This is a genomic window from Actinomadura rudentiformis, assembly GCF_008923185.1.
Lineage (GTDB): Bacteria > Actinomycetota > Actinomycetes > Streptosporangiales > Streptosporangiaceae > Spirillospora > Spirillospora rudentiformis.
The window spans coordinates 177,727-193,068 of sequence record NZ_WBMT01000004.1 but is presented as its reverse complement, the minus strand read 5'-3'; the positions used below and the strand labels follow the sequence as shown (position 1 = coordinate 193,068).

Genomic DNA, 15,342 nt, shown 5'->3' with positions numbered 1-15,342 from the left:
TCAATGCCTTCCGCACTCGAGTCGACGGGGGATACAACCCCGAGACCGGCCCGTCTCCGGGCGATCAGCCAGCGAAATATGTCAGGAAGGGAACCTTGTGACCTCACCCCTACTGCAGCTGTCACAGCGCCAGGCCACGTGCTTTGTCGCAATTGTCGGCCTGGGCTTCCTGTCCTCGGTGCCGGTCGCCAGTATCGCCGCCGGATCGGTCGCGGCCGCCAATCTGGCGCCTTCGTGGTGCAAAGGAGGCGGGCCACTTGACGCACAATCGCTGCCTTCGTCGGTGAACATGGGCGAGTGCGACCTGCGCAGCCGAGTCATCCAGGGTCAGCACGGGGTACGGGTCGAAGTCCCGCCACGCGGCAGCGATGTCGTCGCGGTGACGGCGCACGCGTTGCAGGCCAACGGGGGCTCGGCACTGACCGTCCGGGTCACACCCGACCAGCGGACGATCAGCATTGACCAGCAGAGCCTTGGCTATGTGAACGGCAGGCCCTGGAACTCCTCGGTCCCGGAGGGGGCGTGCCGCGACAGCTCATTTTCCGCAGGTCTCAGCTCCTGGAAGAAAGGGGGCACCATTGAGTGGAAGTTCGCTAAAGGGCCGGATGTCACCGGAGTTCCGAATGAGAAATCAGTTGTCACGGACGGTGTAACACGCGCGGTGACGGCGTCCACAGACTGCACGACCAAGAGGCACTTCGAGCCGCAGCCGAACATTCGTGAAAGGTTTGCCGGAACAACCACGTCCGCACCGAATATCAACGCCGGCGCATGCTCCAAACGTGACGGAACGAACGCCATCGGCTGGGCGAACATGACGGACATTGAGACGGGCACCCTGGCCCTCTCGTGCACCTGGCAGACCTGGCGGAACATCATCGAAGGCGACATCGCCCTCCAGAACCACGGTAAGGATTGGTGGGTCCCCTCCAGAGCAGATCGTGCAGACAGCAATGCCGTGTCGGCCTGCCCGGCCGGAAGCTTCAACGCGACGTCAGCCGTCGTGCACGAGATGCTGCACGTACTGGGCCTTAAGCACGTTCGAGGGAAAAAGCACAGCAGTCTCACCATGGCGCCGACGATGAAGCCCTGCGATGACGGCCCAGCCACTCTCGGCCTCGGCGACTACCGGGGATTGATAGCGCTGTACGGCTCTCGCCCGTAGCCGCCCCGTCAACGCAATGCCACAACGCCGGTGCTCGTGCGGACGTAGAGAATTCCGTTGCCAGGCCGTTCTCCTCGTACACGGGATCCTGCCGGCAAGGTCGAGAATCCACCGCAGCTCTCCGGTCGCGGCATCGACGGCCAGAACGGTGCCGCTCCTGGTGGCCCCATAGATCACGCCTCAGATGCCGTCCAAAGGGAACGGCCAGAGATCCGAAATACATCGTTCCGTCTGCTATCGCGACGGCCCCCGCAAGCCAGCGGATCCAACCCCACGATGGCCACAGCCTCGCCCCATGCGACCGGCAGCCACACCAGACCACCGGCCAGCACGGCATGCGTTGACGGGATCATCGCGGTGCAGGCCCCCGCCTCCAAATCCGTGGCGGTCGAACACGCGTTTCCCGCTGCGCATCTCGAACGCGTCAAAGCCGCCGGAAGCGCGGTTCGCTTCCAGACCACGCGAAGGCGGTGCCGTCCGTTCCGACGGCCGGAGGCGTTCGCAGCCATCCGGTCAGGCTCCGGCTCCGCCAGAGCAGCAAGAGACTGCCGGAGCTCCCTGTCCGCAGATCGTGCACGTGGAGAAGATCACCGAACTCCCCATCCAGCCCGCCGACGAAGACCAGGGCGTTCCATACGGCGAAGGGTAACTCCATCTTGGTCCTAGAGGGCTTCGGAGCTCTGGCCCGTCCGCGTCGCATGGCGGCAAGTCCCGGGCGTGGCCGCCGTATGGCTCACCGCGAACGACGCGGTGGTGCGCGCCCGCGTACATGCAGCGGGCTCGCTACGCGGTGGCCACACCCGGGGAACAGCGGTTGATGGACAAGGCCCTGGCCCGCACCGGCGCTACCAGACACTCATGATCGATGTCATCGACAGGGTGGGCTTGGGCCGCATCGACACAGGCGGCAGTCGGTGGCAGAGCTGGCCGACTGAGTGCTTCCCGCCGTCAGCTGAAGTCCGCCACGTGGTCGGCCACCCACTCCCGGTAGGTCCGCCCCGGCCGCCCGGTGATCTGCTCGACGGCCGGCGAGACCGTCTCCGGCTCGGTCACCATCGCCCCGTGCGCCGCCACGATGCCCCGCGCGAACTCCGGCGGCAGCCCCTCGGCCTCATACGCCGCCACCGCCTCCGCCTCGCCGAGCTCCTCGAACTCGATCCCCCGGCCCAGCACGTCGCCGATCGTATGCACCTGCTCGGCCTGCGTGAGCGCCTGCGGCCCGGTCAGGTGCGGCGCGGCGCCCACCAGCTCGTCAGTGGTCAGCGCCCGCACCGCGATGGCCGCGATGTCGGCCTCGTGGATCAGCGAACGGGTGGCCCGGGCATGCGCCCCGCGCACCACGTCCCCGCCGCGGACCTGCTCGGCCCACCCCAGCGTGTTTCCGGCCATCCCGCCGGCGCGCAGCAACGTCCACTCCAGACCCGACCCCCGAATCGCCCGCTCGATGACGGTGTGAAAGCCCAGGATCCCCGGCTCCGGCTCGACCGAATCGTCGTCAGGGACGCCGAACGCCGACAGATAGACGATCCTGCGGGCGTGCTTGCCCGCCGCCGCGACCACGTCGTAGGCCCCATCCGCGGTCACCAGCGGCCACACCAGGAAGACCGCGTCCACGCCCTCGACCGCCCGCTGGACCGACGTCGCATCCGTGAGATCGCCACGCGCCAACTCCACCCCCGCAGGCAGCGCGGCCGCCTGCGGGTCACGCACCAGAGCCCGCACCTCGACCCCCGCCTCCCGCAGCTGCACAACGACCTGCCGACCGACCTTGCCGGTGGCCCCGGTAACCAAAATCATGACAATCCCCTCACTCGCGTTACGACCCTCATGACCAAGACGCTACGGACAACCGCTTGACCTGGGCATCTGTCACATGACTGGTGCGGGTGACTGGCCGGAAATCCGAAGCGGTGCACGAGTGGGTCACCCAACTCGACGCAGCGAGTGAACCGAGGGGATACCTATCGGTAACAACTCACGTACTTAAGCCGACCTTGATGGTCGTCGCTCCCGCCGTGGCCGCCCACCAGAAGGCCGCCGCCTGCGAGGGCGTCCCCCGGTCCCACAGACCGCAGGAACCCACCGGCTTCAAGAGCCGGAAGAGTGGTGCACGTTCGACGGTACCGACTAGTGCACATTCGGATGTACGCCGACACCAGAGGACGATACGGAAACTCTTGGGTGAGCAGACCTGGATTGCCGAGCCCGTGGAGGGCAGTGAAGACGCCGATGCCGTGCTGGCCGAGGCCGAGCGGGAGCCCGAAGCGGAACCCGAGGTGATGCGGCGGGGACCCGCACCAGACCCACCTGCTCCAGACCGAGGCCACTCGCTGCAGCGTGACCATCCACATCGTCTGTGATCTGATCCACGTGATCGAATACTGCTGGCGCGGGGCTCGCTGCCTGCACACCGCCGACGACCCCGACGCCGAACGACAAGTGGCCGCCTGGGCGCTGGGCCTGCTGGCCGGCAACACCAACCGGTCATCACCGAGAACCCGAGCCGCCGCCGTTCCCAACGACCAGCGCGGCGGGCTGGAGGCCGCCGTCCGCTACCTGTCTGGCCACCGCGAGTTCCTGCGTTACGACCAGGCGCTGGCCAAAGGCTGGCCGATCGCCACCGGAGCGGTCGAGGGCACAGCCAGGCATCTGGTCGGCAACACGCTGGAAATCACCGGCACCCGCTGGGGCCTGGCCGGAGCCGAGGCAATCTTGAAACTTCGCGGCGTGACCAGCAACGGCGACCTGGATCAATACTGGGCCTACCACCTCCACCGTGAACACCACGCCCACGACCAGAAAGAGTACGAGCTCACCGTTTGATCGCCGGGCCACCGAGGCCAAGTTGCACCCGTCCAGATCCAGGCGCTGACGGTCCTGGCACGTGCGGGCATCGCCCCGTGCGCTCGGTTGAAGATCGGGAAATCGTCGGGATCGTCTGCTGAAATCGGCCCATGGATCAACAGAGCGCCATCACCAGAATCCGTGAACTATGCATTGAGCTGCTGGGGGAGCGCCTCGGCCCGCAGATGGCCGCTCTGGCCCAGCCGGGCTTCGCGCTCAAGCCCGCCAGCCCCGATCGGCCGCCGACCGGCCGATGCCAGGCAGGGGGACCAGCGCTTCTAGAGCCGGGAACACCATGGCCGCAGACCACGGCGGGAACCCCGCTCAGCCTGCTCGCCGTGCTGGATACCCAGGAGCTGACCCCGTGGCTCGGCGACCAAATGCCCACCCGGCTCGGCCTGGTCAACGTCTTCAGCTCGGTCGCAGGCATCTCCGAGGAGTGCACGATCGTCTGTGCGGACGCGGCGCGCGCCGTGGAGGTGCCAGCGCCGCCATTGGCAGAGGCCTTGAGCATGGTCCGGCTGCACGCCGCACCGATCATGACGTTGCCGGCGGTTTCGGGGGAATACGATACGGGCGACCCCGTCTTGGCGACGTTCGATTATCGCGCCGAACCCGACTTCGACGAGGACCACTGGGAGTCTCCAGTCGAACAATTCGTGCAAGGTCCGCTCCGCGAGGAGTGGCACTTCTACTGTCGAGACGAGCAGGGATTCACCCTCGGGGACAGCCAGGCGTTCGGCTGGCCCCACATCGACAGCTCGATCGGGAGTAGGGCGGACGGGTACGCACACCTGCTCACCCTCTCCGGTGACCTGTGGGATGACAACGGATTCGAGCGCGTGATGGTCCCTCCGAGCGCGCTGCGAACCGGCAGGTTCACCAACGTGGTACGCGAACAGGACGGCCTGCACTGAAACACCAGCGCCGGCCCCTCAAGGAGAGCTACACCCAATCGGCATTGGCGCGGTGACGCAGAGCCATCGCGCTGAATCGGGGGCGGCGCGGCGGCGCAGGGCCTGCGCGTCGAATCGGGAAGGCGTGGCGGCGCGGGGCTGGCGTGCTGAATCGGTGGTGGCGCGGTGGCACAAGGCCTGCGCGCCCAATCGGAAAGCGCGCGGCGGCACACGGCCAGCGCGTCGAATCGGCAATGTGGCAGCAGCGCGGGGCCTGCGCCTCGGATCGGGAAGGCGTGGCGGCGCGGGCCTGTGCGCTGAATCGGTGGTGCCGCTGCGGCACGGGGCTTGGGCGTCGAATCGGCAATGTGGCAGCAGCGCGGGGCCTGCGCGTCGAATCGGGAAGGCGTGGCGGCGCGGGGTCGGCGTGCTGAATCGGTGGTGGCGCGGTGGCACAAGGCCTGCGCGCCTGAATCGGCAAGGGCGCTAACGGCCCCTGGTGGAACGATCGGGATGGTGTAGTGCCTGGCCCGCAGGGCGTTCTAGGGTCGTGCCCGTGCGTCATCTCACGAGTGTTTTCGCGTCCGGGGCTGTTGGCCGGGGGCGGGAGATCGGCCAGTTTCTGGGCTCGTTCGACGTGGAGGGGCGGAGGGGACTGCGGTACGCGACCATCCTGCCGGCGGGCAGGTTCGAGCGGATCAGAGTGCGGCTTTACGAGGTGGAGGATCTCGTCTCGGCCACCGTGCCGTTCGATGAGTTCCCCGGCTTCTACCCGGCCGATGACTTCGAGTTCACCGCCTCTGGGCTGCCGCTGCCGCTTGACCCGGGCTCTCGCGACGAATTTGGCGGCCGCACCGTCGCGGAGACGGACTCGGCGGAGGACGCGCTTGAGGTCGCTGAGCGCCTGCTGGGTGCCCGCCATGACCGCTGGGTCAATCAAGGTGTCCTGCTTGATGAGTACCAGGACTACGTTCGGCAGGAACGGCCGCTGGGGGCCTGGCCGGAATATCCGAACGACTGACATTTCTGGAAAATCCTGGCGCTTGGCCTCTTCTATGTGAATCCTGACACCCGGGACGATTGAGACAATCGGTGAGGGGCAGTTTCTCGGATCCGCTTGGCGCAGGAAAAGGGAGGAGGCGCCACCGCAGTGACGCCCCGCTCCTTTTCCGTGTTGCGTTCGATCAGTCGTGGTCGTGGCCCCAGCCGTGCTTGTCGGAGTGGTGACCGTTGCCGTCGTTGCCGCCGTGCTTGTAGCCACTGTCTTCGACGGTGGAGCCGTTGATGCAGTCGCCCTGCTCGTAGGTCTGGCCGAGGATGTTGTGGATGGCCAAGCCGATGAGGGCGATTTCGACGCCGCGGCAGGTCTGAACTCCGACGATCGAGGCGTTCTTGTTGCCTTCGTCGTCGCTCGCCATGGCCGGGGTCGAGCCCATCAGCACCGCACCGGCGCCTAGGGTCAGCATTCCGGTGGCCGCCAGTCGCTTCATCATCGTCTTTTCTCCTTCGCTGTTGACTGCAGTCACTGTGTTCGGCCGCTTACCGTGATAAACGGCCTGACAAAGGTATGAATTACACGCAGGACCCCTCGCAAAACCTCAGCTGGGACGGTATGTGCAGAACTAGGGAAACCATTGCACTAAGCTGAACTCGCACGTCGATCTCCTATAACGGGTCAGATCGCTCCGGACCGGTGCTTGCGAGTGATGAGCCGGACGCCACCTGCGGTCAGCCCTAGGGCCGGCTTCTCGGAGCCGCTTGACACCAAAAAAGGGAAGGGGGCGCCACCGAAGTGACGCCCCGCTCCCTTTTCGTGTTGCGTTCGATCAGTGGTGGTCGTGGTCGTGGCCCCAGCCGTGCTTGTGGAAGTCGTGCTTGTTGAAGTGGTTACCGTTGCCGTCGTTGCCGCCGTGCTTGTAGCCACTGTCTTCGACGTTGGAGCCGTTGGCGCAGTCGCCCTGCTCGTAGGTCTGGCCGAGGATGTTGTGGATGGCCAGAATGAGGATGTTGACTTCGACGCCGCGGCAGGTCTGAACTCCGACGATCGAGGCGTTCTTGTTGCCTTCGTCGTCGCTCGCCATGGCCGGGGTCGAGCCCATCAGCACCGCACCGGCGCCTAGGGTCAGCATTCCGGTGGCCGCCAGTCGCTTCATCATCGTCTTTCTCCTTCGCTGTTGACTGCAGTCATTTCGCTCGGCCGCTTATCCCGTGATGAACGGCCTGACAAAGTTATGAGTAACACGCTGGGCACCTCGGAAAACCTCAGCCGGAGCGTTATGCGCAGAACTAGGGAAACCATTGCACTGAGCTGAACTCGCGCACCGATCTCCTATAACGGGTCAGATCGCTCCGGGTTCGGTGATTGCCACTGATGAGCCGGACGCCACCTTCGGGTCAGGCTTAGGGTGAGCTTCTCGGAGTCGCCGGCACAAAGAAAAAGGGGAGGGGGCGCCACCGAGGTGACGCCCCGCTCCCTTTTCGTGTTGCGTTCGATCAGTGGTGGTCGTGGTGGTGGCCCCAGCCGTGCTTGTGGAAGTCGTGCTTGTTGAAGTGGTTACCGTTGCCGTCGTTGCCGTCGTGCTTGTAGCCACTGTCTTCGACGTTGGAGCCGTTGGCGCAGTCGCCCTGCTCGTAGGTCTGGCCGAGGATGTTGTGGATGGACGCGATGAGGATGTTGACTTCGACGCCGCGGCAGGTCTGAACTCCGACGATCGAGGCGTTCTTGTTGCCTTCGTCGTCGCTCGCCATGGCCGGGGTCGAGCCCATCAGCACCGCACCGGCGCCTAGGGTCAGCATTCCGGTGGCCGCCAGTCGCTTCATCATCGTCTTTTCTCCTTCGCTGTTGACTGCAGTCACTGCGGCCGGCCGCTTATCCCGTGATGAACGGCCGGACAAAGGTATGAGTAGCACGCTGGGCACCTCCCAAAACCTCAGCTGGAGCGTTATGCGCAGAACTAGGGAAACCATTGCACTGAGCTGAACTCGCGCGCCGCTCTCCTATAACAGATCGCTCCGTTATTCCCAGAACGCCGCTTTTGTATCGACCCCCTGTGTCGGCCTTCGACGCGCCCGATTCGATGCTCCTGTGGGCGTGACCCGACGCATGATCGTCAAGCGTTCGGACATGTTGATTAAAGCGACGGGGTTCTATGCCGAAGATGCTGGCATGCTGGGAAGCGCGTCGGGATCCGCTAACGGTGTCGGTCGGGGCGCGGCGTTAAGCGGGCCCGTAGATGTGTTCTGAGATTGGTGTCGGCCGCTCGCCGATCGCAATGCGGTTTCGTAGGGAGTGCGACCCGAAGTGAATGCCCAGGGCACCAGCCCGGTCGCCGCAGCCGAAGGGCCGTCTCCCCCGCTGACAGATGAGGTGTCGGCGGTCTCGCGTTCACGATCCGGCGCGGAGCGTCCGCCACAGCCCGGCGTGCGGCCAGTGTGCTTCCGCACGGTGATGGCGCTGATCGATGGCTCCGCGATGGCCGTATCCGTGAGCGTCAACGGTGGCGCGGGGCTTCAGGCGTGGACCGCCGCCGCGACACTGATCTGCCTGCCTGCGGCGGTCGGCGGGTACCGGCCACGCCGGGTCTCGGCTCCGAGGCAGGAACTGGTGGCGATGGCGGCCGGGCCCTTCGTCGTGGTCGTGTTGATCACCGCGTTCCTGCCTTCGGATCGCCCGGACGGATCGGCGAACTGGCTCGCGATGTCGGTGGTGTGCAGCGCGCTGGCCGGTACGGGACGTGGTGCGTTCCACGTCGCGCTCGGCACCTATCGCAGCCGCCGGTCCTCATCGCGAACCGCCATTGTGATTGGCTCCGGCAGGAATGCGGGCCCAACCATTCAGCGGCTGCTCCAGCATCGACAGGCCAGGCTGACTTTCGTCGGACAGGTCCTCGCCGGCGACACAAGTGATGGACCAACCTCACACCGGCCGGTTCTGGGTACTGTCACGGACCTGGCGCAGGTCCTGGACATCGGCAACATCGAGGTCGCGGTGCTGGTTTGCGACGGCCTCCCCCAGCAGGAACGCGATGTCGCTGCCCGGCTCTGCATGGCGGCTCAGCGCGAGACGATTGGGCCTCAGACTTCAGCGGCCCCTGGCGCGGCTGACCAAACGCACCTTCGACATAGCCGCCGCCTCCAGCCTCCTGCCAATGACGCTTCCGCTGCTCGTGGCGTGCTGATGGTCGCCATACGACTGCCGGCATTCCTGACACAGCTGCGCCAGACTCCTCCCGCCTCCCCTGCCCGCTTGGCCAAGACCGCTCCTGACCTCGCGAAGCCCATCCCCCAATCTGCTACTGCCCGTTCAGTGGAGCTCGCCGGACCTGGCGCACCTGTGCGTCCAGGCTGTCCGGCCGGCTGTTCCACGGATCTGGATGTTCCCAGTCCTGTAGAAGCGGTCGCTGCGCGTTCGTACGCCGTGAATTCGGCCCTGTCGCCTGCGGCCGTCGGTACTGCCGCGAGCGCCGCCGGGGCCGCTGCTCTTGCTTGGGGCGGTGTCATTCCTGTCGTCGCCTACACCGTGGTCCGCCAGGCGCAGACGTTTGCCGAATGGTTCGTCGGCTCAAGCCTGGCCGCTGGCTCGATCTCGCGCCTCAACCACACCCAGGAGGACGCGCAGTTCCCGATGGTGCTGTCGCTGCTCGTGGTCACGGTCACCTTTCCGCGCCTGGCGCGGGCCAGTGCGGGAGATGACTCCGGGCAGGCGAAATCCCGTGTCGAAGCCGATCTGGTGATCGTCAGCGCTCTCCGGCTGGTCGCCACCGCCTACCGCATCGGGTCGGCCCACGTGATCACCAGTTGTTGTCCGGGCTTGGACGGTTCACTGCGGCCGACACCACACGTACCGCGACGCTGCTGGAGATCTACTGCCTTGGCCTATGGGGCAGGCCACACTCGGCGTCTGCGCGTACGCCTACTTCGCGCAGGGGAAGCCAGGGCGGCGGCTGGCGGCGGCAGTTGCTCTCGGCCCTGCCGTCACCACCGTGCTCGGGGGTGCTCTCACCGCCGTCACCGGAGCAGCCGCCCTGGCCACCGCCAACGCCATCGGCATCACTCTGGCGGCGGGCCTGCCATTGGCCGCCTTGCCATTGGCCGGCCTGCTACTGGCTGCCTTGCTATTGGCCGGCTTGCGTACTGGCTGGATCCAGATCTCTTGCGTGCGGTGGGCGGGGACGTCGCCAAGCGGCCGCCGCCGCAGTGTGCGCTGGCACCGCCGCCTCGGGGGCCACGGCACTCCTCAGCCCCCACAGCGCCGCCATCCCGCTCCTTGTCACCAACCTCGCTGTCGTGAGCGCCGTCTTCGCCGCGGTGCTGGCCCTGGTCGGCACCACCTGGTCTCCCCTCGACAACCTGCGCGTGCTCCGTTGTCTCCGTTCCGACCAAGACCCATGGGGGGCCGATGAAGAAAGCCACCGAACGCACGCCGTACGCACGGATGCCGCTGGTCCTGATGTACCACTCTGTGAACAACCGGGCGCACGACCCGCATCTGATCACGGTGTCGCCCGGCCGTTTCGAGCGGCAGATGAGCTGGCTCAGGAGCAAGGGCCTCCGTGGAGTGAGCATGATCGAGCTGCTTCACGCCCAGCAGGCCGGTCAGGCCCGCAGGCTGGTCGGCCTCACGTTCGACGACGGATACGCCGACTTCTTCGGGCACGCCGTTCCGATCCTGGCGCGCTATGGATTCACCGCGACCGTCTTCATGGTCAGCGCGCGTATCGGCGAAGCCAGCGCCTGGGACGGGGGCCCACGCAAACCACTGATGAACGAGGCCCAGCTCCGGGCCGTGGTGCGCTGTGGAATGGAGGTCGGTTCGCACGGAGCCCAGCATCTGTCACTGCCGTCGCTTGAGGACGACCAGCTCGAGCAGGAACTCAAACAGAGCCGGGCAACCCTGGAGGAAATGCTGGACCGGCGTGTCCCCGGCTTCGCCTACCCCCACGGGCACGTCACACGCCGCGTCATCACCGCGGTCAGGGAAGCCGGGTACGAGTACGGCTGCGCCATCTGGGGTGAGCACCCCGGTCCCCACGCCATCCCCCGTACCTGCATCGGCGAAAAGGACCGCCAGTTGCGGCTGCAGGCCAAGGTGGCCCGCCATCACCTGCGTTGGAACATGCGCCGATGACCAGGGTTCTGCGCGTCATCATCGGCTGGGACCGTGCCGGAGCCGAACGACAACTGCTGCTATAGGCGCAGCATCTGCCGGTGCACCGTGACATCGCAGTGTTTGTCGGCACCGCTGACTCAACTCCGGCGGCCCAAGCAGCCGGGATAGCCGTGCGGCTCCTTGATGAAATCCGCGGAGGATTGCCCGAGAGGCTGGCCATAACTGCCTGAGCATGATGTCCACGACGTCAGCCCCAGGCTGACATTTCGTCCAAGGTATTACATCGAGGCCGCGAGTCGCGTTGAGGTCGAAACGGAACCGTGCACCGGAAGACCGATCCATCGTATGGACGATCGGGCGCCATATCGGACGGCAGCGGCCACTGTAGGTGGTGCCGTTCATTTCCCAACCGGGAATGATGATCGAATCCGGCACTCCGGCCTTTGCCAGGCGCTCGGCGAGCCGCCGGAAGTGCCTGTCGAATCTGCCGGATGCCCAGCGCGCAAGAAGGGCGCCTCGACGGCATCGGGCAGATTCGCCCCGTTCGGCGCGACCAGCGGCACGCTGATGACGAGCAGGCGGGACGGGTCCTGGACCCGTCCCGGACCCGTCACCGCACCCACCGGTTGACGATCTCTGGCGAGCCTTCGATCCCCCCTCCAGTTCTCTCCGGGGAGATAGGTATGTCCGCCTTTGACCGGGGAGCCGAGTCATTTCTGAAACTCGAGTATTCTCGCGATCCCTTCGCCGCCTGAGCCCCAGAAATGCCCTCAGCGGAGGAGGGGCAGAGGCGGCTGGAATGCGGGCCCTGCTTGTTGACGCGTCCGTTGTGACGCACGGGCTGATCGCCGTCGCAACAAAAATTGAAGCACAAGCGGCACCACTTTTAAGGAAACTCAGGAGTTGTTGCTTCCGCCCCTCGGTAGAATCGCGCAGAGGCGGGGCGTATGTGGTGAGCCGCCATGCGTACCGTATGCCCGGCGGACGTTGCGCCGAACTGGCGCACCCCGGTGCCGTGAAAATACTTTGCCCGCTCTATAAGAGCCTCGCATATGTGCAGACCTCGCATATGTGCAGACATAGGAGAATTGACCGGATGTCCCATGGGGCGTGATTTCCCGCAGTTGGCCGAGCCCGAACTCGACTGCCGGCTGCCCGTTCTGCTGTTGCGCACCAGTCGCTATCCGTTGCATCACGGCACTCTGGCGGCCATCAGGTCACTGGGCCGGGCCGGGATCGAGGTCCATGCCATCCTCGAACCCGGCATCACGCCCGCCGGCACCTCGAGATACCTGCACCGCTGCCACGGCTGGGGCCCGCCTCCCCACCTGGGAGGCTCGCTGGCCAGGTACTTGGAGGGCATCGCCGAGCGGATCGGCCGCCCCACCCTGCTGATTGCGCTGGACGACGCCGGTGCGATCTACATCGCCGAGAACGCCGGCGAGTTGAAGACCAGCTTCGTCTTCCCGCCGCAGTGGCCCGGCACCCCCCGCATGGTCGCCGACAAGGCGACGCTGCTGGAGGCCGGGCAGCGGAACGGCATCGCCATGCCACCCAGCCGGATTCCCGCCACCGGCGCCGAGCTCCGCCAAGCCGTCGGCATGCTCGGCCTCCCACTGATCGCCAAGTGGGCCCGGCCGTGGCTGCTGCCGACCGGACTGCGCAGCACCACGCTGGTGACGTCGCTCCAGCAGGCGCAACGTCTGCTGGGCAGGGCACATGACCCGGCGAACCAGGCGGCCGGTCCCTTGATCCTGCAGCGCCGCATCCCGTCCGCGGGAGGTGACTGGTTCTTTCACGGCTACTTCGACGCGTCCTCCCGATGCCTGTTCGGCGGCACCGGCCGCAAGCACGTGGCCAGGCCCGCCCACGCCGGCCATACCGTCGCCGGAGAATGGGTGCTCAATCCCCGCCTGGAACGGCTCGCGCACGAGATCGTCAGCACGCTGGGCTACACCGGTCTGGTCGACCTGGACTTCCGCCTCGACACCGAGAGAACCGATCGTTCCGACCCGGACAAGGGGGGCACCTACCACCTGCTGGACTTCAACCCCCGGCTCGGCGCGCAGTTCCGGCTCTTCCAGGATCGCCAGTGTCTCGACCTCGTCCGGGCCCTGCACCTGGACCAGTCGGGACGCGCCGTACCGCGGCCGCGCCCGGCGCCGGGACGGACGCTGATCGTGGAGAACCAGTACGCGCAGCACGCGCTCGCCTCGTTCACGCGCCCCCTCAGCAAGATCCGCCGAGGTCGCCGAGCCGACGAATTGGCCTGGTGGGCAGCCGACGACCCCCGTCCGTTCTTCGTCATGGGAAAGCTCAGCCTGGCCGGCGCCCTGACAAGCGCGCGACCGGGCCGCCGCCGCCGTTGACGCGTACATCCCGGCATTCCAGGAAGGAACCTCGTGAACGACTCACTCATCGACACCCTCATCGTCGGGGCGGGACCCTACGGCCTGTCGATCGCGGCGCACGCACAGGCACACGGGCTCAGCGTCCGCGTCATCGGGACACCGATGGACTTCTGGCAACGCCACATGCCCGCCGGCATGCTCCTGAATTCCGAGCCGTTCGCGTCCAATCTCAGCTCACCCGCACCTGGCAGCTCGTTCACTGATAGGCACCCCGGCTGGCCGATGGGCCAGCCCATTCCGCTGAGACAGTTCATCGCCTACGGCGAATGGTTCGCCGAACACGCGGTCCGCGGAATTGAGAAGGTGCAGGTCCAGCACGTCCAGGCCGCCGATCCCGGCTTCACCGTGACCTTGAGCACCGGCGAGGAAGTCCGCACCCTGACCGTCGTCATCGCCATCGGTGTGCGCCAGTTCGCCCACGTGCCCGCACAGTTGAGCGCCTTGCCCCGTGAGCTCGTCACGCACAGCGCCGAGCACCACGATCTCAGCCGCTTCGCCGACCGCGACGTCACGATCGTCGGCGCTGGGCAATCGGCCCTGGAAACCGCGGTCCTGCTGGCCGAGGCTGGGGCACGACCGACCGTCCTCTCCCGCAAGGACCACCTGGCCTGGAACGCGATCCCCTTGCCCGACCCGTCGTGGACCAGCAAAGCCCTCCGCGGCCCCCAATCCGGCCTCGGACACGGCTGGCGCACCTGGCTCTGGTCAGAACACCCCGCCACCACTCGCGCCCTGCCCGACCGGACGCGCCAAAGGATCGTGAAGAACACGCTGGGCCCGGCCGGAGCCTGGTGGCTGAGGGAACGCATGGGCCACGGCGTCACACTCCGCCTGGGCGAACGCATCGTCGAAGCCGGCACCAACAACGGCAGAGTCCGCTTCTCGACCGTCACCACCCACGGCGGCATCCACCTGTCCCAGACCGACCACATCATCGCCGCGACCGGCTACGTCCCCGACATCGAAAAGATCACCATCCTGGACCCGGACCTCCGCCGGCGCCTGCGGCTGCGGCACCGATCGCCCGCGCTGTCACGCAACTTCGAAAGCTCCGTCCCCGGCCTCTACTTCGCCGGCCTCACAGCCGCAGCGAGTTTCGGCCCGGTGATGCGCTTCGTTCACGGCAGCTCCTACGCCGCCCAACGCATCGCCGACAACCTGGTCAAACCCCGCAGGTCGGCCCCACCGAAGGCCGCCGTCCCGCCCGTTCAACCCGACAAGAGCGTGGCAACGAAGTAACCAAGCCGCCGCCCCACGCCTCATCCACTCAAACGAGTGCCTCTCCTTGCCGCCCGAGCCCACCCTGCCGAGCACGCGCCGGTCCGTCCCGCTCGGCAGTCCCGAGCAGACGTGATGGCTCCGCTCCCACGAACCACGCGGAAAGATCCAGCCACTCAGCTCCGTACACCAGCCGATTCGCGTTCCACCGCGCGGTGCATCCCGGCGCCGGCTGTCGAACTGAACGCCGCGGCTGCCCGCGCCGGCCTCGAAGGGAACCGTCGCAGGCCGTGCAGGTGGCTTGGGCTCCTCTCCGGGGGTTCCTGGTGCAAGAAACCGGGGAGACCTGCATGGATGTCTCTCGTAGGTCGCAGAAGGGCTCCGCCTCCGCCCGAGCCAATGCCGGAGCCACGCCTCCCACCGCTCCCTCGGCCACCAGGAGAATCCGTGCCCACCCGTGACAAGGAGTCCAGCCTCAGCCCTCCGCGCGTGTTCGGATTCGCACGACGCTGGTCGCTAGAGCTCTACGCGCGCTGGTGCTGGCGACGCGGTCAGCGACAAACCCGCAGGCGCACCTGAACGTTGCATTCACGTCGCCGCCGGCCAACAGAGAGGCCTCGTAAGGCGCCGGAGCGGCCATGTAGGGCGTCAGAGCAGCATGGTCAGGCGACGGAGCCGCCGTGCAGCGCGACGGACCGG

The 15,342-nt window shown here is 66.6% G+C and carries 12 protein-coding genes; 8 read left to right on the top strand and 4 right to left on the bottom strand.

What is annotated here, in order from left to right:
- The first annotated feature begins 97 nt into the window (after positions 1 to 97).
- Positions 98 to 1,165 carry a matrixin family metalloprotease gene (locus tag F8566_RS51025; protein ID WP_225993067.1) on the top strand — a complete coding sequence of 356 codons (1,068 nt, stop codon included), beginning with the start codon at positions 98 to 100 and terminating at the stop codon, positions 1,163 to 1,165.
- Positions 1,166 to 2,113: 948 nt separating this feature from the next.
- Here F8566_RS51025 and F8566_RS10090 read toward each other — a convergent pair.
- On the bottom strand, positions 2,114 to 2,962 hold the full coding sequence (locus F8566_RS10090) for an SDR family oxidoreductase (RefSeq protein ID WP_151559782.1): 849 nt from the start codon (positions 2,960 to 2,962) through the stop codon (positions 2,114 to 2,116).
- A 540-nt stretch (positions 2,963 to 3,502) separates the two neighbouring features.
- On the opposite strand from F8566_RS10090, the gene F8566_RS10085 reads away from it, so the two are divergent.
- The 3 genes from F8566_RS10085 to F8566_RS10075 all read left to right on the top strand — a co-directional run bounded on the left by F8566_RS10085 (position 3,503) and on the right by F8566_RS10075 (position 5,926).
- Positions 3,503 to 3,988 (top strand): hypothetical protein, encoded by a 486-nt coding sequence (locus F8566_RS10085; RefSeq protein ID WP_151559780.1) that lies wholly within the window; start codon positions 3,503 to 3,505, stop codon positions 3,986 to 3,988.
- Positions 3,989 to 4,119: 131 nt separating this feature from the next.
- The gene (locus tag F8566_RS10080) at positions 4,120 to 4,926 is read left to right on the top strand and encodes a DUF1963 domain-containing protein (RefSeq protein ID WP_151559778.1); all 807 of its coding nucleotides are present in this window, start codon (positions 4,120 to 4,122) and stop codon (positions 4,924 to 4,926) included.
- A gap of 535 nt (positions 4,927 to 5,461) precedes the next feature.
- Positions 5,462 to 5,926, top strand: coding sequence for a hypothetical protein (locus tag F8566_RS10075; RefSeq protein WP_151559777.1), 465 nt, complete (start codon positions 5,462 to 5,464; stop codon positions 5,924 to 5,926).
- Positions 5,927 to 6,089: 163 nt separating this feature from the next.
- Here F8566_RS10075 and F8566_RS10070 read toward each other — a convergent pair whose 3' ends face one another.
- The 3 genes from F8566_RS10070 to F8566_RS10060 form a co-directional block, all read right to left on the bottom strand.
- The gene (locus F8566_RS10070; protein ID WP_192809614.1) at positions 6,090 to 6,398 is read right to left on the bottom strand and encodes a hypothetical protein; all 309 of its coding nucleotides are present in this window, start codon (positions 6,396 to 6,398) and stop codon (positions 6,090 to 6,092) included.
- A gap of 333 nt (positions 6,399 to 6,731) precedes the next feature.
- Entirely contained in the window at positions 6,732 to 7,061 is a 330-nt protein-coding gene (locus F8566_RS10065; RefSeq protein WP_192809613.1) for a hypothetical protein, read from the bottom strand.
- A gap of 337 nt (positions 7,062 to 7,398) precedes the next feature.
- Positions 7,399 to 7,728 carry a hypothetical protein gene (locus tag F8566_RS10060; protein WP_192809612.1) on the bottom strand — a complete coding sequence of 110 codons (330 nt, stop codon included), beginning with the start codon at positions 7,726 to 7,728 and terminating at the stop codon, positions 7,399 to 7,401.
- 625 nt (positions 7,729 to 8,353) lie between these two features.
- Here F8566_RS10060 and F8566_RS52895 point away from each other — a divergent pair.
- The 4 genes from F8566_RS52895 to F8566_RS10040 all read left to right on the top strand — a co-directional run bounded on the left by F8566_RS52895 (position 8,354) and on the right by F8566_RS10040 (position 14,664).
- Positions 8,354 to 10,195: a hypothetical protein gene (locus F8566_RS52895; RefSeq protein WP_151559775.1), complete on the top strand. Its 1,842-nt coding sequence runs from the start codon at positions 8,354 to 8,356 to the stop codon at positions 10,193 to 10,195.
- Between the two features lie 108 nt (positions 10,196 to 10,303).
- The gene (locus F8566_RS10050; protein ID WP_225993032.1) at positions 10,304 to 11,032 is read left to right on the top strand and encodes a polysaccharide deacetylase family protein; all 729 of its coding nucleotides are present in this window, start codon (positions 10,304 to 10,306) and stop codon (positions 11,030 to 11,032) included.
- Between the two features lie 1,085 nt (positions 11,033 to 12,117).
- On the top strand, positions 12,118 to 13,383 hold the full coding sequence (locus tag F8566_RS10045; RefSeq protein WP_151559773.1) for a carboxylate--amine ligase: 1,266 nt from the start codon (positions 12,118 to 12,120) through the stop codon (positions 13,381 to 13,383).
- 33 nt (positions 13,384 to 13,416) lie between these two features.
- A complete protein-coding gene (locus F8566_RS10040; RefSeq protein WP_225993031.1) occupies positions 13,417 to 14,664 on the top strand; it encodes an NAD(P)-binding domain-containing protein in 1,248 nt (415 codons plus the stop codon).
- Positions 14,665 to 15,342: the final 678 nt, after the last annotated feature.

Coding starts and splice junctions, on each gene's coding strand:
- F8566_RS10090 (WP_151559782.1), bottom strand. CDS start 2,962: ATGATTTTGGTTACCGGGGCCACCGGCAAGGTCGGTCGGCAGGTCGTT.
- F8566_RS10080 (WP_151559778.1), top strand. CDS start 4,120: ATGGATCAACAGAGCGCCATCACCAGAATCCGTGAACTATGCATTGAG.
- F8566_RS10070 (WP_192809614.1), bottom strand. CDS start 6,398: ATGATGAAGCGACTGGCGGCCACCGGAATGCTGACCCTAGGCGCCGGT.
- F8566_RS10065 (WP_192809613.1), bottom strand. CDS start 7,061: ATGATGAAGCGACTGGCGGCCACCGGAATGCTGACCCTAGGCGCCGGT.
- F8566_RS10060 (WP_192809612.1), bottom strand. CDS start 7,728: ATGATGAAGCGACTGGCGGCCACCGGAATGCTGACCCTAGGCGCCGGT.
- F8566_RS52895 (WP_151559775.1), top strand. CDS start 8,354: ATGGCGCTGATCGATGGCTCCGCGATGGCCGTATCCGTGAGCGTCAAC.
- F8566_RS10050 (WP_225993032.1), top strand. CDS start 10,304: ATGAAGAAAGCCACCGAACGCACGCCGTACGCACGGATGCCGCTGGTC.
- F8566_RS10045 (WP_151559773.1), top strand. CDS start 12,118: ATGGGGCGTGATTTCCCGCAGTTGGCCGAGCCCGAACTCGACTGCCGG.